The organism is Stenotrophomonas sp. YJH_SMC_4 (assembly GCF_059371575.1).
Genome location: NZ_JCAFUR010000019.1, coordinates 1 through 22,304 on the forward strand (window position 1 = coordinate 1; position 22,304 = coordinate 22,304).

General features: G+C 68.4%; 18 protein-coding genes. 8 read left to right on the top strand and 10 right to left on the bottom strand.

The features are described 5' to 3' along the window. Window positions 1-559: 559 nt before the first annotated feature. The gene (locus AC5P9F_RS17715; RefSeq protein ID WP_005414935.1) at window positions 560-1,747 is read left to right on the top strand and encodes a benzoate/H(+) symporter BenE family transporter; all 1,188 of its coding nucleotides are present in this window, start codon (window positions 560-562) and stop codon (window positions 1,745-1,747) included. A gap of 6 nt (window positions 1,748-1,753) precedes the next feature. On the opposite strand, the gene AC5P9F_RS17720 is transcribed toward AC5P9F_RS17715, so the two are convergent. The 5 genes from AC5P9F_RS17720 to egtB form a co-directional block, all read right to left on the bottom strand. Then, the gene (locus tag AC5P9F_RS17720) at window positions 1,754-2,527 is read right to left on the bottom strand and encodes a DUF2628 domain-containing protein (protein ID WP_005411683.1); all 774 of its coding nucleotides are present in this window, start codon (window positions 2,525-2,527) and stop codon (window positions 1,754-1,756) included. 51 nt (window positions 2,528-2,578) lie between these two features. Continuing rightward, a complete protein-coding gene (locus AC5P9F_RS17725; RefSeq protein ID WP_012481658.1) occupies window positions 2,579-3,445 on the bottom strand; it encodes a D-hexose-6-phosphate mutarotase in 867 nt (288 codons plus the stop codon). A gap of 40 nt (window positions 3,446-3,485) precedes the next feature. Continuing rightward, a complete protein-coding gene (locus AC5P9F_RS17730) occupies window positions 3,486-4,754 on the bottom strand; it encodes a lytic murein transglycosylase (protein WP_100438169.1) in 1,269 nt (422 codons plus the stop codon). An 84-nt stretch (window positions 4,755-4,838) separates the two neighbouring features. Continuing rightward, window positions 4,839-5,813, bottom strand: a complete 975-nt coding sequence (gene egtD / locus AC5P9F_RS17735) for an L-histidine N(alpha)-methyltransferase (RefSeq protein ID WP_099531117.1) — start codon at window positions 5,811-5,813, stop codon at window positions 4,839-4,841. Further along, window positions 5,810-7,081, bottom strand: a complete 1,272-nt coding sequence (gene egtB, locus AC5P9F_RS17740) for an ergothioneine biosynthesis protein EgtB (protein ID WP_049395802.1) — start codon at window positions 7,079-7,081, stop codon at window positions 5,810-5,812. Before egtB ends, egtD begins: the two co-directional genes overlap by 4 nt. Before the next feature lie 150 nt (window positions 7,082-7,231). Here egtB and AC5P9F_RS17745 point away from each other — a divergent pair, with 150 nt between their 5' ends. Continuing rightward, a complete protein-coding gene (locus AC5P9F_RS17745) occupies window positions 7,232-8,512 on the top strand; it encodes a GGDEF domain-containing protein (RefSeq protein WP_111174472.1) in 1,281 nt (426 codons plus the stop codon). Window positions 8,513-8,515: 3 nt separating this feature from the next. On the opposite strand, the gene AC5P9F_RS17750 is transcribed toward AC5P9F_RS17745, so the two are convergent. Further along, window positions 8,516-8,908, bottom strand: coding sequence for a YchJ family protein (locus AC5P9F_RS17750; protein WP_005414942.1), 393 nt, complete (start codon window positions 8,906-8,908; stop codon window positions 8,516-8,518). A 102-nt stretch (window positions 8,909-9,010) separates the two neighbouring features. Here AC5P9F_RS17750 and AC5P9F_RS17755 point away from each other — a divergent pair, with 102 nt between their 5' ends. After that, window positions 9,011-9,790: a sulfite exporter TauE/SafE family protein gene (locus AC5P9F_RS17755; RefSeq protein ID WP_005411690.1), complete on the top strand. Its 780-nt coding sequence runs from the start codon at window positions 9,011-9,013 to the stop codon at window positions 9,788-9,790. A 270-nt stretch (window positions 9,791-10,060) separates the two neighbouring features. Here the strand turns inward: AC5P9F_RS17755 and AC5P9F_RS17760 are convergent, their stop codons facing one another. From AC5P9F_RS17760 to folE, 4 genes are all read right to left on the bottom strand, one after another. Next, window positions 10,061-13,441, bottom strand: a complete 3,381-nt coding sequence (locus AC5P9F_RS17760) for an ATP-binding protein (protein WP_111173658.1) — start codon at window positions 13,439-13,441, stop codon at window positions 10,061-10,063. Window positions 13,442-13,457: 16 nt separating this feature from the next. Continuing rightward, a complete protein-coding gene (locus AC5P9F_RS17765; protein WP_005411692.1) occupies window positions 13,458-14,159 on the bottom strand; it encodes a DUF4194 domain-containing protein in 702 nt (233 codons plus the stop codon). Beyond that, window positions 14,146-15,615 (bottom strand): DUF3375 domain-containing protein, encoded by a 1,470-nt coding sequence (locus AC5P9F_RS17770; protein WP_005411693.1) that lies wholly within the window; start codon window positions 15,613-15,615, stop codon window positions 14,146-14,148. The genes AC5P9F_RS17765 and AC5P9F_RS17770 overlap by 14 nt, the downstream gene beginning before the upstream one ends. 112 nt (window positions 15,616-15,727) lie before the next feature. Beyond that, window positions 15,728-16,339 carry a GTP cyclohydrolase I FolE gene (gene folE, locus AC5P9F_RS17775; protein WP_004141296.1) on the bottom strand — a complete coding sequence of 204 codons (612 nt, stop codon included), beginning with the start codon at window positions 16,337-16,339 and terminating at the stop codon, window positions 15,728-15,730. A gap of 685 nt (window positions 16,340-17,024) precedes the next feature. Here folE and AC5P9F_RS17780 point away from each other — a divergent pair. The 5 genes from AC5P9F_RS17780 to AC5P9F_RS17800 all read left to right on the top strand — a co-directional run bounded on the left by AC5P9F_RS17780 (window position 17,025) and on the right by AC5P9F_RS17800 (window position 22,229). Then, window positions 17,025-17,480 (top strand): MarR family winged helix-turn-helix transcriptional regulator, encoded by a 456-nt coding sequence (locus AC5P9F_RS17780; protein ID WP_012481667.1) that lies wholly within the window; start codon window positions 17,025-17,027, stop codon window positions 17,478-17,480. Window positions 17,481-17,596: 116 nt separating this feature from the next. Beyond that, a complete protein-coding gene (locus tag AC5P9F_RS17785) occupies window positions 17,597-17,806 on the top strand; it encodes a DUF1656 domain-containing protein (RefSeq protein ID WP_005411696.1) in 210 nt (69 codons plus the stop codon). Further along, on the top strand, window positions 17,803-18,720 hold the full coding sequence (locus AC5P9F_RS17790; protein ID WP_005411697.1) for an efflux RND transporter periplasmic adaptor subunit: 918 nt from the start codon (window positions 17,803-17,805) through the stop codon (window positions 18,718-18,720). The genes AC5P9F_RS17785 and AC5P9F_RS17790 overlap by 4 nt, the downstream gene beginning before the upstream one ends. Continuing rightward, the gene (locus tag AC5P9F_RS17795) at window positions 18,717-20,186 is read left to right on the top strand and encodes an efflux transporter outer membrane subunit (RefSeq protein WP_043035327.1); all 1,470 of its coding nucleotides are present in this window, start codon (window positions 18,717-18,719) and stop codon (window positions 20,184-20,186) included. Before AC5P9F_RS17790 ends, AC5P9F_RS17795 begins: the two co-directional genes overlap by 4 nt. A 3-nt stretch (window positions 20,187-20,189) precedes the next feature. Beyond that, a complete protein-coding gene (locus AC5P9F_RS17800; protein ID WP_099484831.1) occupies window positions 20,190-22,229 on the top strand; it encodes an FUSC family protein in 2,040 nt (679 codons plus the stop codon). Window positions 22,230-22,304 lie beyond the last annotated feature (75 nt).

Here is a 22,304-nt window from a genome sequence, read left to right on the forward strand (position 1 = left end):
AGTTGCTTGATCAAACGTCTGCAAGATGGACAATCATCCTTCCTGCAGGCGCCTTCACAAGATACCTGCGCATACTTTCAAAGATCGAGGGAAGTGGCCTCAGCGCCGTTCCCGTGTGCTGCGAAGTTTCCTTCGTAGCGAAGCCGCCCATTATAGCCGGCTTTTCCGCTTCGTCAACACCTTTTTTCAAGGCCGTCTCACCGGGGTGGACGTTGTTGCCGATGCTGCTTCGGCGTTGGACCCGAAGGCCTTTCGTCGTTGCGAGCCGCCTATTATGCCGGACTTTTCGAGTCCGTCAACACCTTCGTTCGATCATCTCGTTCGTCGGTGGTGGCGTTGCTGTTTGCGTGCCGTTTCCGAAGAAGCGGTGCGCTGCAGCAAGGGAGCGAATTCTAGAGATCCTGCAGATTTCGTCAAGCATTTTTTTGCAGGGTGATGACAGAACCAAGGCAACGTCACGCATGGCATACGCTCGAAGATCACTGTGGCGTTGACCGCGCGTTGCGCGGTCAACGCCACAAGGGCTATCAATGCACGGATGCACAGTGGAGAGACGGCAATGAACATGCAGGTGCGGCAAGCGTGGTGGCGCGACCTTTCAGTACCGGCCCTCGTTGCCGGCTTCATTACTGTGCTGGTCGGCTTCGCCAGTTCGGCCGTCATCGTGTTCCAGGCTGCACAAGCTGTCGGTGCCAACCAGGCGCAGATCGCCTCATGGATGTGGGCACTGGGACTGGGCATGGGTGTCACCTGCATCGGGCTGTCACTGCGCTATCGGGTACCGGTGGTGACCGCATGGTCGACACCGGGCGCGGCGATGCTGGTGGTCGGTGCCGGCGGCGCATCTCTTTCCGAGGCCACCGGTGCATTCCTGCTCGCTGCGGTTCTGGGCATGCTGGCTGGCTTCTCCGGCATCTTCGCCCGGTTGATGCAACGGGTACCGATGGCGCTGGCCGCCGGCATGCTGGCCGGGGTGCTGCTGCGCTTCGGTCTGGACGTGTTCGTGGCCATGAACACCCAGCTGGTACTGGCGCTGGCCATGTTCGCCACGTGGCTGGCCGGACGCCGCCTGTTCCCGCGCTATGCGGTCATCGCCACCCTGTTGGTCGGCATCGCGGTTGCGGCCAGCCGTGGCCTGCTGCACGCACAGCAGGTGCAGCTGCAACTGGCGGTACCGCAATGGGTGACCCCATCCCTGTCCTGGACCGCGGTGGCCGGCATCGCCCTGCCCCTGTTCGTGGTCACCATGGCCTCGCAGAACATTCCGGGCGTGGCGGTGATGCGGGCATCCGGATACGACGCCCCGGTGTCGCCGCTGATCGGCTGGATCGGTGTGGTCAATACACTACTGGCGCCGTTCGGTGCGTACGCGCTGAACCTGGCGGCAATCACCGCCGCGATCTGCATGGGCCGTGATGCCCATGAGGACCCGGCACGACGCTATACCGCCGCCATGGCGGCAGGTGCCTTCTACATCGTCATCGGACTGTTCGGTGCCACCGTGGCCGCACTGTTCGCTGCCTTCCCCAAGGAGCTGGTGGCCTGCGTGGCCGGTATCGCGCTGTTCGGCACCATCGCCAACAGCCTGGCCAGTGCGCTGGCGGTAGAGCGGGACCGCGAGGCGGCACTGGTCACCTTCCTGGTCACCGCCTCGGGCGTCTCACTGGCCGGCATCGGCTCGGCGTTCTGGGGCCTGGTGGCCGGTGCGCTGTGCCTGCTGGTGCTGCGGCCCCGTCAGGACCGCTGACCCACCCTACCCGGCCAATGCGGCGCCGACGATGCTCAGCGCCACCGCGATGACGATGGCGATCAGTGTGGCGACCACGCTGGTGCCGCCACGCGCGGTCAGCTCGCTGCGCAGCCGTGCATCATCGTCGCCGGTGACGGCACGGGCCTGGGCGATCAGGCGCTGGCAGTGCGCCAGGTACCAGCTGTTGCCAAAGATGCCGGTGGTGATGCTCAGCGCGAAGGTGATGACCAGCGACAGGCCATCCGGCACATCCAGCCAGGTCTCCACCACGCTGATCAGCAGCAGCAGGCCAGCCCACATCGCCGCCAGGCGGTACATCCTGCGGTACATCATCCAGATCAGCCCGAGCAGGAAGGCCGGCCAATGCCAGGTGCCACTGCCCGTCGCAACGCCCTGATCCAGCCGCCAGCGCTGGCGATAGATCGGGAAGTTGCCGCCGACCACGCTGGCGTACAAGGCCATCTCGCCCTCCAGCCCGGCAGCCGCAGCCCTGTCCGGTGCGGCGGCCGGCGCACGATAGGGATCGGACGGATCGCCGACATCCGGCGCGATGCCCTCAACCGCAGGGGCTGCGTCGATATCCAGGGCCGGAGCCACCTCGACGGGGGTGGAAGCCTGCTCCAGTTCCGCCAACGGCCGCCATGAGGGCATGCCTTCGCACCAGAGCAGGGTGCGCGCCGTAACCGTCCCTTCCTGCTGCAGCTGGCGAAGACCGGCCAGATCCACCGGCCCACTGCTCTGCCTGCCATTGGCGTACCACCATTGTGCTTCCTGCATGTTTTTCCGTCCTTGCTACCTGCATCGACAAACTGAAATCGCTGCCCGCGCCTACAGCGCGGTACTGCCCAGGGTCTGCACCAGTTGATGGCGCGCACCCGCCGCAAGCGTAATCTGCTCAGGGCCTGCGTTGGCCACTTCCAGGCATACGTAATCGCGCCAGCCCTCGCCGACATCGGCCATCCTGGCTGCCGCCTCGGCGCCCGGATTCCAGACCACCAGCGTCTGGCTGCCTTCGCTGCGGATCTCGATCCGCCGCTGCAGTACGGGATCATGCAGCACGTAATGGCCGCCGGCACCGGTGTAGATGCGATCGCTGCGACCGGGATCACGTGGATCGCGCAATGACCACGGTCCCTGTTGCAGGCGCAGCTGCGCATAGTCCTCGTACTTGTCCAGGTACTGCAGGCCGTCAAGGCCCTCGACCTCGACCCGCTTGGCATCGCCCACCCGGAAATAGCTGTGCAGGGCCTGGGTGAAGGTCACCGGCGAGGTTCCGGTGTTCTCGGTGACCAGCTGCTGGCGCAGCTGGCGGCCGATGCGCAGCTGCATCTGCAGGCGCAGGCCGTGATCGGCGCCGGGCGCAGGCGCCAACTGCAGCTCGACCTCGCCATCATCACGCTGGCTGGCCTGCAGAAGCTCCCAGCGCGCGGTACGTACCAGGCCATGCGCCGGTACATCGGCACTCTGGCCCTGGCGACCGAACCACGGCCAGCACACCGGGACGCCACCGCGGATGGGCGTGGGCAGCTCGGCGCGCGTGGGCGAAAGCCACAGCAGATCGGGCTGCCCATCAGGAATGAACGACAGCAGCTGGCCGCCGAACACGCTGACGACCGCCGTGGCGTTGGCGGTTCGCACCTGCCAGGCCTCCAGGCCGTGATACAGGCCGGTGCTGATGTCCGGATTCGACTGCATGCGATGACGCTCCTTGAAGACCGCGGCGATGATGTCGCGGTCAACGTGCCGCCGGCAAGGCTTTCTGCCCAGCGGGTGCGATGGCGGCCGCCTCTTCCTGCAGCGTGCGCAGGATGCGCTGGCCTGCGCGGCCATCCACCTCGCTCCAGCCCAGGCGCTGCTGTTCTACCTGGATCGCGCGGCGCGTGGCGGTACCGATCATGCCGTCGGCGGCACCGATATCGTGGCCGCGGGCCAGCAGCAGGGTCTGCAGCTGGCGGCGCTCATCGCGGCCCAGGCCCGGGTCATCGGTCGGCCAGGCGGTGGCCAACCCGTTGCCACCACGCAATTGGTCAGCCAGCGTCGCGATCGCCAGCGCATAGCTTTCGGCGGCGTTGTAGCTGTAGATCGCGTCGTAGTTGCGGAACACCAGCAATGCCGGGCCCTTGTTGCCGGCCGGCAGCAGCAGCGCGGCGCGCGCATCCGCCGGCAGGTTGGCTGGAGCCAACACGCTGCCATCCAGCGCAGTCACGCCCTGCGCACGCCAGTCGGCCAGGGCGCGACGCTGGGTGCGGCCGGCCTGGCTGGCGTTGAAGCCCGCAGGAACGCGGACTTCCATGCCCCACGGCTCGCCGCTGCGCCAGCCGGCGCGCTTGAGGTAGTTGGCGGTGGAGGCCAGTGCATCGGGAATGCTGCCGACCAGATCGCGGCGGCCATCGCCATCACCGTCCACGGCGATGCGTGCATAGGTGCTGGGCATGAACTGCGTATGCCCGAAGGCACCGGCCCAAGAGCCGGTGAGCCCCTGGGCCTGCAGGTCGCCGCGGTTGATCAGCTTGAGCAGCGCCAGCAGTTCACCGCGGAAGAAGGGTTGGCGACGGCCGGCGCAGGACAGCGTGGCCAATGACTGCAGCAGCGGGCGCTTGCCGAACACGCGGCCGTAGTCGCTCTCCACGCCCCAGACCGCGACGATAGTGGCCGGATCGACGCCGTACTGCGCCGACACGCGATCGAGCAGGTCGCGGTGCTGCTGCAGCAGGGCGCGGCCATCAGCCACGCGCTGGCGATCGACCAGCGCGGCCAGGTAGTCCCAGATCGGCGTGGTGAATTCCGGCTGCGCATCAAGCAGGCCGAGCACGCTGGGGTCCGGGGTGAGGCCGGCGGTGATCGCGTTGAAACGGTCGGGACTGATGCCTTGTGTCACAGCGGTGGCCTGCAGGCCCGACAGGCAGCGGCTGAACGCCGGATCGATGTCGCCGGCAGGAGCGGCGGGCGCTGTCGGCGCCGAGGCAAGAGCGGCCGCCAGGCCGAGCGTGGTCAGAATGGGCATGGCGTCCTCCGTGTTGCCGTTGCACGGCCATCTTAGGGGTAGCGGTGCTGCTGAACCTGAAGCGGTACCGGCTGGCCGTCCGCCCTAGATGGCACGCAACAGGCGCAGGCCATAGGCCGGGCCTTCAGCATCCCAGCGCTGCATGACCTGCAGGCCAGCCGGCTGCAGCAGCGCTTCGAAGCTCTCGTCGGTGTACTTATGGCTGTATTCGACGCGGATCGGTTCGTCGGCCTCGAAATGGAAGGTCCGGCCATCCAGATGGACGTCCTGTGCCCGCTGGCTGACCAGATCGGTCTCGATGCGCAGCCGCGCGGTGCTGTAACGGGCGCGGTGACGGAATCCGTCGAGATCGAAGTCGCTGCCGATCTCGCGATTGAGCCGGGCCAGCAGGTTGAGGGTGAATGCGGCGGTGACGCCCTGCGCATCGTTGTAGGCTGCTTCGATAAGCGCCGGATTCTTGTGCAGGTCGATGCCGACCAGAGCCAGGCCGTCGCGGCCCATCGTCTGGCGCATCGCGCGCAGCAGCGCGACCGCGTCTTCGCCTTCAAAGTTGCCCAGCGTGGAACCGGGGAAGAACAGCAGCCGTCGCGCGGGTTCGCGTTCGGGCATGGGTACGGCGACGGGACGGGTAAAGTCGGCACAGACCGGCAGCATCTCCACCTCGGGCAGCGCCGGGGCCAGGTGGTCGATGCTGGACAGCAGCGCGGCACGCGAGATTTCAATGGGCGTGTAGGCCACCGGGTCGTGCAGGGCGGCCAGCAGCAACGCGGTCTTGCGGCCACTGCCGCTGCCCAGTTCCACCACGTGCAGGTGCGGCCCGACGCTTCGGGCGATGTCCGGCAGTACCCGTGAAAGCAGGGCCAGCTCGGTGCGCGTGGGGTAGTACTCGGCGGTCTGCGTGATCTGCTCGAACAGGCGCGAGCCGCGCGCATCGTAGAAGTACTTGGACGGCAGCTGGCGCGGCGTGCGCGACAACCCGGCCACCACGTCGGTGAGGATCTGCTGGCGGCTGGGGGTGAGATCGGTCAGCGCCTGCAGTGCGTCGTGCACCGTACTCATGCGAGGTCCCTGGCCAGGCGCAGCCCGGAGAACTGCCAACGCGCCGGGGGCATGAAGAAGTTGCGGTAGCTGGCACGCACGTGGCCACGCGGCGTGGCGCAGCTGCCACCGCGCAGCACCCATTGCCCGCACATGAACTTGCCGTTGTATTCACCGAGGTTGCCGGCGAAAGGGCGGAAGCCCGGGTAGGCGCCATACGCGCTGTGGGTCCATTCCCATACATCGCCGAACAGCTGACGTAGTCCACTGCCCCCTGCAGCCTGCGGGTGCAGCCGATCGTCATCGGCAAAATGACCGCGAGGCGGCAGCGTTGCGGCGGCAGCCTCCCACTCGAACTCGCTGGGCAGGCGCGCACCGGCCCAGCGGGCGCAGGCATCGGCCTCGTAGTAGCTGAGGTGGCAGACCGGCGCATGCGGATCCAGTTCGCGCCAACCGCCCAGGGTGTACTCGCGCTGCAGGGCGTCATCCCAGTACAGCGGGTGCTGCCAGCCCTCGGCTTCGCGCAGCGCCCAGCCTTCGCTGAGCCACCAGCGCGGTTCGCGGTAGCCACCGGCGTCGATGAAGGCGCGGTACTCGGCATTGCTGACGGGGCGCTCGGCCAGTGCGTGCGCGGGGAGCAGCACGCGATGCGCCGGCGATTCGTTGTCGTAGGCGAAGGCGGTGTGCTGCGGCCAGGCTGCGGCGCCGATGGTGACGATGCGCTCGGGCGACTCGATCCAGCCCTGCGCACTGGCAGCGCTGGTTGCAGGCTGCAGGTCCTCGCGGTAGGCCGGCTGCAACGGATTGCACCAGAACGCGTGCTTGATGTCGGTGAGCAGCAGTTCCTGGTGCTGCTGTTCGTGCTGCAGGCCCAACTGCAGGTGCTGCAGTGCCTGCTCATCAAGGTCGCCTGCCGCCAGCCGCGATTGCACCTGTGCATCGACCTGCTGGCGGTAGTCGCGCACCTGCTGCAGCGATGGCCGCGACAGCAGCCCACGCTGCGGCCGGGCATGCGCCGGGCCGAGGCTCTTGTAGTAGCTGTTGAACAGGTAGTCCCAGGCAGGGTCATGCGCCGGTGCAGGTGGGAAGCCGGCCAGCACGAAGCGTTCGAAGAACCAGGTGGTGTGGGCCAGGTGCCATTTGCTCGGGCTGGCATCGGCCATGCTCTGCAGCATGGCATCTTCGGCGCTGAGGGGGGCTGCCAGGTGCATGCTGCGGTTCCGCACACATGCGTACTGGCGGGCGAGATCGCGCTGCGGGGCAGCGACGGCGGTGGCTACGCTGTCCATCCGGGCAGCATCTGCGCAAGAGGGTGAGTGCGATGTCATCGTTCGACGTCAACGCGTTCACATGCGTGACCATCCCGCATTCAAGAAGCCGGTGCGAACGCCGCTAACGGCAATGCTGCGGCCGCGTCGTCACCGCGCTGGAATTCCTGCTTGCCCCTGCATCCGCTCCGCCAGCCTGCGCATTACCTGTTCGTGCTGCCCGCCGTGCTGGTTGCCGTGGTGCTGTGGGCAGCACTGGGCAACGAAGACGTTGCCAGCCCGGCCCAACGCATCCTGCCCTGGCTGCTGGCCTGCCTCGGCGCCGGCCTTGCCCTGCTCTACCACCAGGTGCGTACGCTCTGCCTGCTGCTGGTGGTGGCGGTCGTGTTCGCGCTGCTGCACCAGGACGTGGGCGGCTACCTGCACAGCGGCCATGTCACGGCGCTGACACCGCTGCGCTTCCATGCCATTTCGGCCTGGTTGCCCTTGCTGTTCGCGGGCCTGGCATTGTGGCCCGAGCGCGGCCGCCGCCGCCGCGACCTGCTGCTGCGGGGTGTTGCCAGTGGCGCCGCGCTGATGATCTTCCTGCTGCTGGCCACGCAGCAACCCCGGGGCATGCACGATCTGCTGTCCAACCGCCACTGGAGCTGGATTCCGGCCGACTGGAACGCGCTGGCACAGCTGCCAGCGCTGCTGTTCCTGCTGGCAACCGCCGCGCTGGGCTGGCAGGCCTGGCGGCATCCGCGCCCGTTGCACACGGCGATGCTGCTGGCCCTGCTGTGCCTGTGGTGGATGCTGCCACGGGTGTTCCTGCAGCCGGTGCTGCTGCCGGCACTGGCCAGTGCGGCCCTGCTGCTGATGCTGGGCGCGATGCTGCAGGAGTCCTTCCATATGGCCTTCCGCGATGAGCTGACCGGCCTGCCGGGGCGCCGCGCCTTCAATGAGACCCTGCAGCGGGCGCGCGGCACCTACAGCATCGCGATGGTGGACGTGGACCACTTCAAGTCGTTCAACGACACCCACGGCCACGACACCGGCGACGATGTGCTGCGCCTGGTGGCCTCGCGCCTGGGCCGGGTGGGCGATGGTGGCCGGGCGTTCCGCTATGGCGGCGAGGAGTTCGCGGTGGTGTTCCTGGATCGTCCCGCAGCGGCCTGCGTGGATGCAGTCGAGGCGCTGCGGCAGACCATCGAGGACACCCGCATGCAGCTGCGCGACCGGAGCACACGCAGCCGCGACGATGAAACGGGGCGCCGGCAGCGCGGACGCGGCGGAAGCGGGCAGACAGTGCAGGTGACGGTGAGCATCGGGCTGGCAGACAGCCGCGTGGATGAGCGGCCAGCGGCAGTGATCAAGGCCGCCGACCAGGCGCTGTACGCAGCCAAGGACGGTGGCCGTAACCAGGTCCGCGCGCATGCCGGCCAGCGCGTGCTGGCGGCACGCGGCGGCTGAGGCTCACACCGCGTCGAGGTAGTACCAGCGGCCGTCGACGCGCAGGAAGCGGCTGTGCTCGGCCATCTTCACCGCGCTGCCGCCGCCCACGCGGTAGCGGGCGGTGAAGCGCACCTCGGCGCTGTCGGCGCCGGTGACGGTGTGCTCGTGCACGGTCAGGCCCAGCCAATGCGTACGCTGGCCGGGCGCATCATCCAGCGACAACTCGGCCGGACGGGTATCCGGATGCCAGCTCTGGCGCAGATAGTCCGCCAGCCCCCGCACATAGGCGCTGTAACGTGATCGCATCAGGCGCTCGGCATCGGGGGCGGCCTCACCGGCATGGAAACGGCCACAGCAGGCGGCGTACTCGGCGGGAAGGCCGCAGGGGCAGGGATCGGTGGGTTTTCGGCTCATGCGGACATTGTCGCCGGGTTGTGCGGATGGATCCACGCGGGGCACCGGTCAACCAGTGCAGGACAGGCGTATGCTGTCGCGCCCCCATATCGATTGATCGCCGTGCTGGAACTGGTTCCCCCTGAGTTGTGGTGGCTGGTGGTCATCGCCTTCATCGCCGGGCTGGTCGATGCCGCCGTCGGTGGCGGTGGGCTGGTGCAGCTGCCTGGCCTGTTCACGGTGCTGCCGCAGCAGACGCCGGCGATGCTGTTTGGTACCAACAAGTTCAGTTCGATGTTCGGTACCGGTGCGGCCGCCTGGCGCTATGCGCGCAACGTGCGCTTCCCGTGGAAGCCGGTGTTGTTCGCGGCCGGCACGGCCTTCATCTTCTCCTTCGCCGGCGCCACCGCGGTAAGCCTGCTGCCCAAGGACGCGGTGCGCCCACTGGTGCTGGTGCTGCTGGTCGCGATGCTGGCCTACACACTGTGGAAGAAGGACTTCGGCGCGCTGCACCGTCCGCAGGAGATCGGTCGCCGCGAACTGGTGATCGCGCTGGCGATCGGTGCGGCGATCGGCTTCTACGACGGCTTCTTCGGGCCGGGCACCGGCAGCTTCCTGATCTTCCTGTTCGTGCGCTTCTTCGGGCTGGATTTCCTGCGCGCCTCGGCGGCATCAAAGGTGGTGAACCTGGCGACGAATGTGGCGGCGATCTCGTTCTTCGTGCCGACCGGCAACATCCTGTGGCTGTTCGCGCTGCCGATGGCGGCGGCCAACATCATCGGTTCGGTGGTGGGCACGCGCCTGGCGCTGAAGGGCGGCACGCCGTTCATCCGCAAGCTGTTCGTGGGGCTGGTGGTGGTGCTGATCGCGCGGATGGCGTGGGATACGTTCCGCGCTGCGTGAACGCGGTTGCCGGCCAGCGGCCGGCACTACCGGGTCATGAACCCCGCCCATGGGTAGTGCCGGCCGCTGGCCGGCATCCCCATCCGATCAGGTCATGAACCCCGCCCATGAGCAGTGCCGGCCGCTGGCCGGCATTCCCCATCCGATCGGGTCATGAACCCCGCCCATGAGCAGTGCCGGCCGCTGGCCGGCATTCCCCATCCGATCGGGTCATGAACCCCGCCCATGTAGTGCCGGCCGCTGGCCGGCATCCCCCTTCAATCGGCCAGGTCAGACCTCGGCTTCTTCCGGTTCGTTGGCCTGCTGGCGGCTGCGCTCGGGCAGCTTCAGGCGCTTGCCTTCCTCGTCGTACTCGATCAACAGCACGCCGGAGTCGTGGCGACCGCTGATTTCGACGAAGCAGGCGCCGCCGATGAACGGTTCCAGCGTCATCACCGACTTCAGCGGGGTGGCAACCACCATCTGGAAGCCGAAGTTGTCGAAGATGTTCATTGCCAGCGCGGTGAACTCGTTGTCGGCCTTGTCGAAGGCTTCGTCGAGCACGACCGCGGCGTAGCTGGGCAGCTGGCTGTCAGCACCGCCGAGCTGGTAGCGCAGCGCCGCGGCCAGGCAGGTGGTAGCCAGTTTCTGGCGCTGGCCACCGGACTTGCCGGCGCCGCTGCGGTAGATCTCGACCTGCTGGCGCGTTTCCGCATCCAGCTCGACGCCGATGAACTCCACGTGCATGCGCACGTCCAGCACCAGCTCCCGCCAACGCTTGTCCTCGCCTTCCTGCGAGCCCAGGCGGTTGACCAGCTGGCGCAGCACGGTGAACTGCGATTCGGCCAGCTCGCGCTGCTCGGTCTGCTGCTGCGACAGCACTTCGCGCAGCTGCAGCTGGAACTCGCCCACTTCCGGCAGACGACGGTCGCTCAGTTCGATGGTCAGCAACGTACCGCGGTTGAACGGCACCTGTTCCAGGCTGGCGTTCACTTCGTCCAGGCGCTGGCCGATCGACTTGCGGGCCTCGGCGCTGTGGCGCTGCAGGGCCAGCAGGTTGTTCTTGCTCTGGTTCTGCAGCAGATCGAAGAAGCGCTCTTCGTGCTGCGGCAGGCCATCGCGCTCCAGTCGTTCGAGGCGTGCGAGGAAGTCCTCGGCCGAGGCCACCGACACGGTGAAGTCGCCCGATTCCTCCGGCCATTGCTGGATGAAGCGACGGAAGCAGCCGATCAGCTGGTTCTCGATGCGGTTGAGGTCCTGCTGCGAGGACGACAGCTGCTCGTTCAGCGCGTTGCTGACCTGGCGCATGTGCGCTTCCAGCGTTTCCAGGCTGAGCGGACCCTGCTCCTGCAGGCGCTCGGCAAGGCCGGCTTCCTGCTCCTGGGCCAGGCTCGGCAGCACCAGCGCACGGCTCTGCTGGCGCGCGCGGTCCAGGCGGTCGCGTTCCTTGACCAGCTGCCCGCGCTCGACGCGGACGTCTTCATAGGTGCGGCGGGCCTGCTCGATGTCGGCGCGCACGGCGTCAATCTGCTTGGCCAGCTTGGCGAGGTCGGCATTGCCTTCGCGCAGGTCGCGCAGCGTGGCCTCGATGTCGCTCAGGCGCTGCTGCGGGGCGGCGATGTCGATCTCGTTCCAGCTGATGCTGACCAGCTCGTGGCAGGCCAGGCGGCGTTCGTTGTCGCGGTCACGCTGTCCACGCAGGCGCGCGATGTCGGTCTCGCAGCTGGCGATGCGCTTGGCCAGTTCCTGAGCTTCGCGCTCGAAGGCGCCCACCTTGTCGTGGTTGTTGAAACCGAGGATCCAGCGACGGCGGTCGCCCACCGCACTGCGGTCATCCTTCTCGAAACGGTCGCCCGGATGCTTGACCTGGCCTTCGCGGGTGATGCCGCGGTCGACGTTGCGCAGCTGCTTGGCATCCACGCACTCGTAGTCGAATCGCTTGCCGAGCTCGCGGCGCAGCCAGCTTTCGAACACGTGTTCGCGCAGTTCCAGCTTGTGCAGCAGCGACTTCGCCGACGGCTCACGGGCGAACGCATCATCGTTGCGGCGCACGCGGTAGTAGGTGAAGCGCATGCCCAGGTGGGTACGGTTCACCCACTCGGCGACGTCGTTGTAATGCTTGTCGTCGACCAGCAGCGACAGCGCGAAGCCACCCAGCACGCGCTCGATGGCACCCTGCCAGCCCTGCTCTTCCGAGCGGACCTGGATCAGTTCACCGACGAACGGCAGCGCCGCTTCAGCGATGCCGGTTTCCTCGGCCAGGCGCGCGCGCAGCTTCTGCATCGGCGCCGGGATGTTGGAGGGCGTGCGCTGCATCGCTTCGAGTTCCGCACGGACTTCGCCGAAGCGGCGCTCGTCATCGCGCTTGCCACCCAGGCGATCGCTGATCGCATCGTCCAGCGCCGAAGAGGCGCGCTGGCGGTCCTGCAGCTCGTTCTGTGCGCGCTCGACCAGTTCGGCGAAGCCGTGTGCGTCGTCCGGCAGTTCGGCCCCCAGCTGCTGCGCGGCCAGGCTTGCCTGCTCGCGCTTGGCCTGGCGGCGGTCGCGCTCGGCTTCGGCGCGGCCCTGTTCGCGTTCCAGTTCTTCGATGCGCTCACCGCCCTGCTGGCGGCGCTGCAGTTCCAGTTCGGCCAGGCGCTCGGTGTGATTGTCCAGTGCGGCACGGCGCTGGGCTTCTTCGCCAAGCAGGCCGCGGTCACGCACGTCCATCTCGCGCAGGCGCGCTTCGATCAGCGCCTGGCGGCGGCTTTCACGGAAGCTGTCGACGCCGAGCTTGAGGGCTTCGTCGTCGCCGCGCCGGCGGTGCATTTCCTTCAGGTCGTTGTAGTAGGCGCGTGCCGGCAGCAGGGTCTCCACCTGGCGACGGGCGGTGACCACCGCCTGGTGCGCGCCATCGAGCTCGGCGAAGTCGCTGACCAGGCGCTCGGCGGCGTCGAAGGTCTTCGGCGTGTCGAGCATGAAGTCGCGCAGGAAGACGTTGAGATCGCCCAGGTTCTTCGCCGACTGCGTCTTGTGCAGCAGGCGCAGCGCCATCTCGTTGTCGATGCCGAGCAGGTCGCGGAAGCGCTCGGCGTAGCCGGAGAAGGTGTCGAAGTGGTGCAGGTCGGACAGCTTCTGCTTGAGCTTGCGCAGGTCCAGGTCGAACCCACCAAGATCCTTGGCGATGTCGAACGGGCGCTCGGCAATCATGTAGTGCTTGCGCACGTCACCGGCCGAGGTGCCGTTGCCGGAGATCCACAGCAGGCGCACCAGGCTGACCACGCGGCCGTCGCCGGCGCGGTATTCCAGCACCAGTGCGGTCCAGGTGGCGCCCTTGCGCAGGTACTGGGTGGCGATTTCGCCGGTGCCGCTGTCCTGCTGGTCAGCCCACGCGCCACGCACGTAGGACACCAGGTTGCGGTCGCGGCCGCTGCGCTCGGCTTCACGCGCGGCAGCGTTGAAGTCGACGATGGCCGGCGGCGTCAGCAGCGCGGACATGGCATCGAGCAGTGTCGACTTGCCCGAGCCGGAACGTCCGACGAACAGGAAGCCGCGCTCGGCGATCGGCACTTCGGTCAGGCCGTTGAAGGTGCCCCAGTTGTGTACCTGCAGGCGGCGCATGCGGAACTGCTGCAGGCGCGGGTCCGGCAGGCCTTCGTTGAACAGGGCGGGAGTGTGCTTGGAGATAGCCATGCGATGGTCGGGTCTCTCAGGCCTCGGCGGCCGGGGTTTCGCGCAGCTGGCGGTAGACCGCCGAGAGCTGGGACACGTCTTCGGCGGAGAACAGCAGCTTCAGCGCCGGCGAGACTTCGTGGCGGTCTTCCTGGCCGCTGAGGCGGGTCAGGATGTGGTTGTCCTTCATCTTCTGCACCGCCGAGGCGACGCGGCGGTTGAAGCCGGCGCGGTCGGTGGACAGGTTCTTTTCGTAGATGGCCAGTGCTTCGGCCATTTCGGCATCGGCGACCACCGCGCGGTTGCCGCGCGCATCGGCTTCGGCCAGCTGCTGGCGCAGGTACAGCAACAGCACCGAGTCGATGAAGGTCAGCGGCGAGGTGCGCAGCAGCACCGGCGCGTCGACGTCTTCGGTATCGGCCTGGCGGGTGAACGCCACGCCGCTGTCACGGTCGAGCACCAGTTCCAGGAACAGGTCCGCCAGCGACGAGCGGATGGCCGCTTCGCTGCGGATCAGTGCCGGCCACAGCTTGGCGTGGCGCAGCTGGTCGATGCTGGGGCCGATCAGCAGCTGGCACAGCGCGCGGCGCGCATCCAGCGGCAGGCGCCCGGTGTCGCCGAGGTAATAGACGTCGTTGCCACGGCGGGGCTGCGCCACGGCCGCCACCGGTTCGGCCTCGTAGGCGTCTTCCGCCACGTCGGCCTGCGCTGCGTCGATGGGATCTTCATGCCAGCTCATGGCGTCTCTCCTGGGTGAACCAAACCAGCGGGATGCGGGCGCGACGGACCTGGCCGTCGCCACCACGCCATTGCGCAAGCTCCTGCTCGCCGGCGACCACGTTGCCGAAGCGCGTGCCCAGCGACAGATAGCCGATGACGCTGCCAAGACCCTGCGGCGCCTCGCGCTGCGACAGGGCCTGGGCGATGCTGAGCCGCGGCTGTGCATCGAGCAGGTCGTGCAGGTCGCGGCGCAGGGTGCGGAAGTCGATTTCGGACGAAGCGACCAGGTCGCCGACGCTCTCCAGGCTGATCGCGGCCGCGTCGTTGTACTCGACATTGCCGTCGACCTGGGCGCTGCGCGGATCATGCAGCTTCCACTGCGACCACGAGCGCAGGCGGCTGGTGGTCAGCTGCAGGTCGCGGCCGATGCCGCGCTGTGCGGGGAATTCGTCGCGCAGGGCCAGCGCTTCGGACTGCGCCTGCTTCAACAACTGGTTGAGGCGGCGCTGTTCCAGGTAGCCACGGCTCTGCACGAAGCCGCGCAGGCTGCGCGCGAAGTTCTGCAGCACGTCGTGCACCTGGCCACCGCGCTCGAGCATGGTGCTGGTGAAGCTGCGCAGGAAGTTGCGTTCGTTGCGGTCCAGGCGGCGGGCGAAGCCGCGCGCCAGCACCGCTTCCAGCGCGGCATCGAGCTGGGCACTCTGTTCGGCGTCGTTGAGCAGGCGCCAGAAGGCCTGGAAACTGCGCCCGGCGTCACTTTCGCCAATGACATCCACACCTTCGAACAGCTGCGACAGCACATCGCCGCGCTCGCCCTCGTCGTCGATGATGCGTTCGCGGAAATCGCGGTTGAGCTGCTCGAAGTCATCGCGCACGCGGCGGAAGTCCTCGGTCAGCTCGTCGGCCAGGCCGATGATCTGGCGGGTGCGTTCCAGCGCGCGCTTGCCGTCCAGCGCAACCACGCGGCCGGTGCCGACCCGGGCGATTTCGGCATCGATGCGGTCGCGCTCGTCGTGCAGCGCGGACAGGCGCGCATCGGGATCGGCTTCGGTCTGCGCAGCCAGCGCCGAGAGCTGCTCAATGACCAGCGCCAGGCGGCTTTCGGTGGCGGCCACGCGGGCCTGCTCGAGGCCGTCGGCGAAGCGGATCGCCTGCAGTGCCGCGGTCGCCAGCTCGTACTGCTCCTGGTCGGCGCCTTCGGGCAGACGGCGTTCCAGCCAGCCCTGGGCCAGCCAGTGCGCGATGTAGGCCTGCGCGGTGCGCGGCAGCTCGCGCGAGAGTTCATCGCCGGCCAGCTGGTCCAGCGCGCGCTGCAGTCGCTCGTTCAGTACCGAGGACGGCAGCGTGCGCTCGCCGTCCATCAGCAGGCCCTGCAGCAGGCCGATGATTTCCGGAGCGTGGTCGGCGGCAAGCAGCTTCCACTGGGGCTGTTCGCGCAGGTGGCGGTAACGGGCAATGCGTTCGCGATGCTTCATGCAGCGAAAGAAGTCTGTAGGGCTGACAGGGACAAACCGCCATGCACAGCTGCCGCGTGGACAGCCGTGGGCATGCCGGCCTGCAGGAGCCGGCGTGGTGCGGGCAAGCGGCTCAGCGCTTGCCGCCCACTTCGATGAAGCGCAGGAACTCGGCGCGGGTACGCGCGTCGTCGCGGAAGCTGCCCAGCATCTTGGAGGTGACCATGCTGACGCCGCGCTTGTGGATGCCGCGGGTGGTCATGCACTCGTGGGCGCCTTCGACGACCACGCCGACGCCGATCGGCTGCAGCACATCCTGGATGCACTGGGCGATCTGCGCGGTCATCTTCTCCTGCACCTGGAAACGGCGGGCGTAGGCTTCGACGACACGGGCCAGCTTGCTGATGCCCACCACCTTGCCGGCCGGCAGGTAGCCGACGTGCACGCGGCCGATGATCGGGGCCATGTGGTGCTCGCAGTGGCTTTCGTACTCGATGTCGCGCAGGACGATCAGCTCGTCGTAGCCGGCCACTTCCTCGAAGGTCCGCTCCATGTAGGCGCGCGGGTCGTCGCGGTAACCGCTGAACCAGTCGCCATAGGCTTCGGCGACACGGCGGGGGGTATCCAGCAGGCCTTCACGGGACGGGTCCTCACCGGCCCAGCGCAGCAGGGTGCGCACGGCATCCTCGGCCTGGTCCTGGGTCACGTCGCCCTGCGGGGCGGCCTTTTCGTTGTTCTTGCTCATTGCGTACAGCGTCCCGAACGGGGGGCGAGCATCGTACCCGACCGGGGGGTGGGTCGTCCTGTTGGGACGGTTCATCGGGGGTCGTTGTTGGCGCGTCGTTGCTATCGGTTTGGAGTGGGAGAGGGGGCAGCGCAGGACACGCCGTAAACCCGTCCATGGGGGCTCGATGGCGCCATCCATGGCGCCAACGGTCCTGCGCAGCCCCCTCTCCCACTCCCTGGCGGTGTCCCGCGGGCGCGGCCTGCCCCCCGAAAGCGGGGGCAAAAGCGGGGGTTCATGGCTTCGGAATCGGCGCGCCGCTGCTGTGGTGTTTTGTGCTTTGGTGGGTGCGGACCGTTGGTCCGCACTGCTTCTGCTCTTGCTTCCAAGAGCCAACCCACCGCGCTCGCGGGGGATGGGAAGGCAGCGGGGCCGGGCGGGGCAGGACCGTCCGCGGCATGGATGCCGCGGCCGAGCCCCCAAGGGTGAGGGCGCTTGCTTGCGAGGCATGCCTCGCAAGCGCCCGAACGCACAGCCGCCAGCGGCTGGGCCGGACCCCGGAGGGGGGTTCACGGCGTGTCCTGCACCGTCCGGCGCCCGCTGCCCCACCCGACACCAGGCAGGCGCAACGCTTTCCTCACTACACCCACCCATTCAGAAAAACCTATTGATAGGAATGAAATTAGTAGTATCCTATCTATCTCTTATGGACCGACCCCTCGACGAGCGCACCGTGCTGCAGATGCAGCTCAGCTCCGGCCTGCTGTACGCAGGGCGGCAGTGGCAGCGCCTGGCCGACAGCCGGCTCGGCAGCTACGGCATCTCCACCGCCTGCACCATGCCGCTGCTGATGATCGGCCGCTCCGGCGGTGGCATCCGTCAGGTGGCGCTGGCGCAGCAGCTGGGCATGGAAGGACCCTCCCTGGTGCGCCTGCTGGACAAGTTGTGCGCCAGCGACCTGGTCCGCCGCGAGAGCGACGCCAGCGACCGCCGCGCCAACCTGCTGTGGCTGACCGACGCGGGCCACGCGCTGGTCAGCGAGCTGGAAGACCAGTTGATCGGCCTGCGCCAGGACGTGTTCGGCGAGCTTTCCATGGATGAACTGCACGCCGTGCTGAAGGCATGGCGCCTGCTGGCCGAGGCCGCCGACCGCATCACGTAAGACCGCTGCCCCTGAACACCGCCGCTGCCGTGCACACGCCAGCGGCTTTTGCCCGTTGCCGTTGTTTCGCTGTTCCTCCCCTCCCCTTCCCCCCACCTCGCCCCCCGCCCCTACCGATGCCCGGTGAATTCAGTCTCCACGGAGTGTTCGTCCCGACCCTGCTCGGGTTGATGTTGTTGGCCTACCTGGTCAACAGCGGCCTGCATGCGCTGCTGCAGCGTGCCGGTGCCTATCGCCATATATGGCACCCGCCACTGTTCAACCTGGCGCTGTACGGGATCGTGCTTGGCCTGCTGTTCCACCTCCTGCGTTGGATGCAATCGTGAACAAGATCGTGAAGAAGACCCTGCCGGTGCTGCTCACCAGCGCAGCCGTGATCATCGCCCTGCTGGTGCTGCGCCAGCTCTGGGTCTATTACATGGATGAGCCATGGACCCGCGATGCCCATGTCGGTGCCGACGTGGTGCAGGTGGCGCCGGACGTGTCCGGGCTGGTGGAAACGGTGCAGGTGGCCGACAACCAGGCGGTGAAGAAGGGTGACCTGCTGTTCGTGGTCGATCGCGCCCGCTACCGCATCGCGCTGGAGCAGGCCCGCGCCAACCTGGCCGAGCGCCAGGCATCGGTGGCGCAGCTGCGCCGCGAGATCGGCCGTGACCGCAGCCTGCAGGACCTGGTCGCCGCCGAGGACGCCGAAGTGCGCCGCGCCAAGCTGCAGGCCGCACAGGCGGCGCTGGCCACCGCACAGGCGGCGGTCGACCTGGCCGAGCTCAACCTGGGCCGCACCGAGGTGCGCGCGCCGGCCGATGGCCGGGTCAACGACCGCACCCTGCGCGTGGGCGACTACGTGGTGGCCGGCAAGCCGGTGCTGGCGCTGCTGGATACCGGCTCGTTCCGCATCGATGGCTACTTCGAGGAAACCCGCCTGCGCGGCGTGGCCCCGGGGCAGAGCGTGGACATCCGCCTGATGGGCGAGTCGGCCCCGCTGCGTGGCCACGTGGAAAGCATCGCCGCCGGCATCGAGGACCGCTACCGCAGCAACGGCAGCACCCTGCTGCCGAACGTGACCCCGGCCTTCGACTGGGTGCGGCTGGCACAGCGCATTCCGGTGCGCATCGCCATCGACGAAGTACCCAAGGGCGTGGAACTGATCGCCGGCCGCACCGCCACGGTGACCGTGGACACCGGCCGCCATCCGCACAACGACAAGGCCGGCACTGCGCCGACACAGGCGGGCCTGTGAACGCCGCCCTGCCCCGTCTCGGTCTGATCGTTGCGCTGGCCAGCTTGGCGGCCTGCAGGACCGTCGGCCCGGATTACGCCCTGCCGGAAGGGTCGGCGTTCAAGCGCCCGGAGGCCAATACAGCCTTCATCGATACGCAGAACCCGCAGGTGGCCGCCAACCAGGCGCTGCCCGACCGCTGGTGGTCGCTGTACAACGACCCGGTGCTGGACGGCCTGATCACCCAGGCGCTGCGTGACAACGTGGAACTGAAGGCCGCCGATGCACACCTGCGTCGTGCCGCGGCGATGTACGAACAAGCGCTGGACGCCGGTGGCTTTGAGTACGAGGCCGAGGCCGGTGTCAGCCGCGCGCAGCTGTCGGCCGAATCGTTCCTGCAGGAGCACGAGCTGCCGGTGATCAACCTGGCCGATGGCAAGTTCGCGGTCAGCTACCAGTTCGACCTGTTCGGCAAGCTCAAGCGCGGCGCCGAGGCAGCGCGTGCCGACGAGCAGTCGGTCGCTGCGGCGCGCGACCTGGCCCAGGTCAGCGTGGTCGCGCAGGTCGCCGACAGCTACCTGGAAATCTGCCACGCCAACCACGAACTGCACGTGGCCGAGCATTCGCTGCAGCTGCAGCAGCGCAGCCGCACGGTCACCGAGCGCCTGATCGCGGCCGGCCGCGGCACGCCGCCGGAACTGGCCCGCGCCAATGCGCAGGTAGCGTTGCTGGAGGCGGCACTGCCGCCGCTACGCGCGCAGCGTTCGGCGGCCGCCTATTCGCTGGCCGCGCTGCTTGGGAAAACCCCGGGCCAGCTGCCAGCCGGCGTGATCGACTGTGCGCACGCCCCCGGCCTGGCGCAGCCGCTGCCGGTCGGTGATGGCCGGGCGCTGCTGCAGCGCCGCCCGGACGTGCGCCAGGCCGAGCGCAAGCTGGCCTCGGCCACGGCGCGGATTGGGGTCGCCACCGCCGAGCTGTACCCGGACATCCGCCTGGGTGCCTCGGTGGGTGCCGCCGGCCTGCTGGAAGACTTCGGCACGCCGATGACCCAGCAGTGGTCGATCGGCCCGCTGATCTCGTGGACGCTGCCGTCGTCCGGCACGCACGCACGCATCCACGCCGCCGAGGCGGGTGCCGATGCCGCGCTGGCCGAGTTCGACCACACCGTGCTGCAGGCGCTGCGCGAGACCCAGACCGCGCTGGACCGCTATGCGCAGGACCTGCGCCGGCTGCAGTCGCTGCGCATCGCGCAGGAGCAGGCCGCACTGGCCGCCGAGCAGAACCGCCGGCTGTACCAGGGTGGCCGTACGCCGTACCTTTCCAGCCTGGATGCCGACCGCAGCCTGGCCACCAGCGACGCCACCCTGGCCGCCGCCGAAGCGCAGGTCTCGCGCGACCAGATCCATCTGTTCCTGGTGCTGGGTGGCGGCTGGCAGGCATCGGTTGCCCCGCCCGCGCCGTCCACCGCACAGGCCTCGGCGAAGTAAGCCATGAACGCGCTGACCGATCGCCAGGCCTGGCTGTTCTCGATCAAGACCTACCTGGCCGCGGTGGCCGCGCTGTACATCGCCATGGCCGGCAACCTGTCGCGCCCGTACTGGGCGATGGGCACGGTGTACATCGTCAGCCAGCCGCTGCTGGGCCCAACCCGCGCCAAGGGCGTGTACCGCATCGTTGGCACCCTGGTGGCCGGCCTGGCCACCCTGCTGGTGCTGCCGGCGCTGGTGGAAACGCCGCTGGTGCTGAGCGCGGCGATGTCGATCTGGCTGGCCGGCTGCCTGTTCATGGCCCTGCTCAACCGCGGCCCGCGCGGTTACGCGTTCCTGCTGGCCGGCTACACCACCGCCTTCATCGGCTTCCCGGCCGTGACCTCGCCGGAGACCATCTTCGACACCGTGGTGGCGCGCAGCGAGGAGATCATCCTCGGCACCGTGGTGGCAGTGCTGTTTGCTTCGCTGCTGTTCCCGGCCTCGGTACGCCCGATGCTGCGCGCCCGCATCGGCAACTGGATGGAGGACGCGGCGCAGTGGTGCCGGCAGATCCTCGAACGCGGCCGCGCGCACGCGCCGCGCAACCGGCTCGCCGCCGACCTGGTGCAGTTCGAGGCGCTGATCGAGTTCCTGCGCCGCGACGACCCGCGCCATGCCGGTTCGGCCGTGTCGATGGAGCGGCTGCGCGAGCGCATGCTGCTGCTGTTGCCGGTGCTGTCCTCGATTGCCGATCGCTTGAGCGCACTGCGCAGCGATGGCCAGGCCCTGCCGGAAGGCCTGCCGGCGCTGGTCGACGACATCCATGACTGGCTGGACGGGCCCACCAACGCCAGCGAGTACGCGCGCCTGCGCGCGCGCATCAGTGCGTTGAAGCCGCAGGTGGACCGCGACCTGCAGCACCTGCAGCTGGCCAGCCTGCTGCTGCGCCTGGAGGAACTGGTGGACCTGTGGCAGGACTGCCGCACCCTGCAGCACGCGATCGACCAGGGCACCGCGCCGCTGGACCGTGCGCACTACCGCATCCGCACCGAACGCGTGGCCGCCGACAAGCACGTCGACTACGGCATGGCGCTGTTCTCCGCGCTCAGTGCCGGCGCGGCGCTGATGAGCTACTGCGTGCTGTGGATCGCGCTGGGGTGGGAAGGCGGCGGCAACGGCGCGATGATGGCCGCGGTGACCGCCGCATTTTTCGCCGCGCAGGACGATCCGGCACCGAGCATGGTGTCGTTCCTGGTGTGGGCGATGGTCGCCTCGGTGGTGGCCGGCGTGTACCTGTTCGGCGTGTTCCCGGCCGTGCACGACTTCGGCCTGCTGGCGCTGGTGCTGGCGGTGGCGTTCCTGCCGCTGGGGCTGATGCTGCACCACCCCAAGAGCGCGCTGTTCGCGCTGCCGCTGACGGTGAACCTGGCCGCGCTGCTGAGCCTGCAGAACACCTACAGCGCCAACATCCAGACCTTCCTCAACTCGTCCATCGCGATGTTCATCGGCATTGGCTTTGCGGTGGTGATGACCCGCCTGTTCCGTTCGGTGGGCGCCGAGTGGACCGCGCGCCGGCTGGTGCGGCAGGGCTGGACCACGCTGGCCGAAGCCGCCGAAGGGCGTGGCCAGCAGGACCGCCAGCGCTTCGCCGCGCGCATGCTTGACCTGCTCGGCCTGCTCGCGCCGCGCCTGGCGGCGACGCCGGAAGGCAGCGACATCGCCTCGGTGGACATGCTCAATGAAGCACGCATCGGCCTGAACATCCTGCAGCTGCGCCGCGCCCGGCTGGAACTGCCCGAGCGCAGTCGCGAGGCGGTCGAGCACATTCTGGAAGAGGTCGCCGTGCACTACCGACGGCAGATCGCCGCGCGCAAGCCGATTGTGGCGGCCGACGCGTTGCGCGAGCGGCTGGATACTTCGCTGGCCCGGGTCGGTAGCGTGGCCGCCTGCAAGGCCCGCGATGAAGCCCTGATGGGCCTGATCGGCCTGCGCTTCGCGCTGTTCCCGGAGGCGAAGGCGCTGGCGCCGGGGTGGGCGATGAGTGCAGCCGGACAGCCGTAGCGCGATACCCTGCGCAGCCACAGACCCCGCGCAGGGGTCAGAGCCCTCGCCTGCGGAGAGGGATCCGACCCTGGC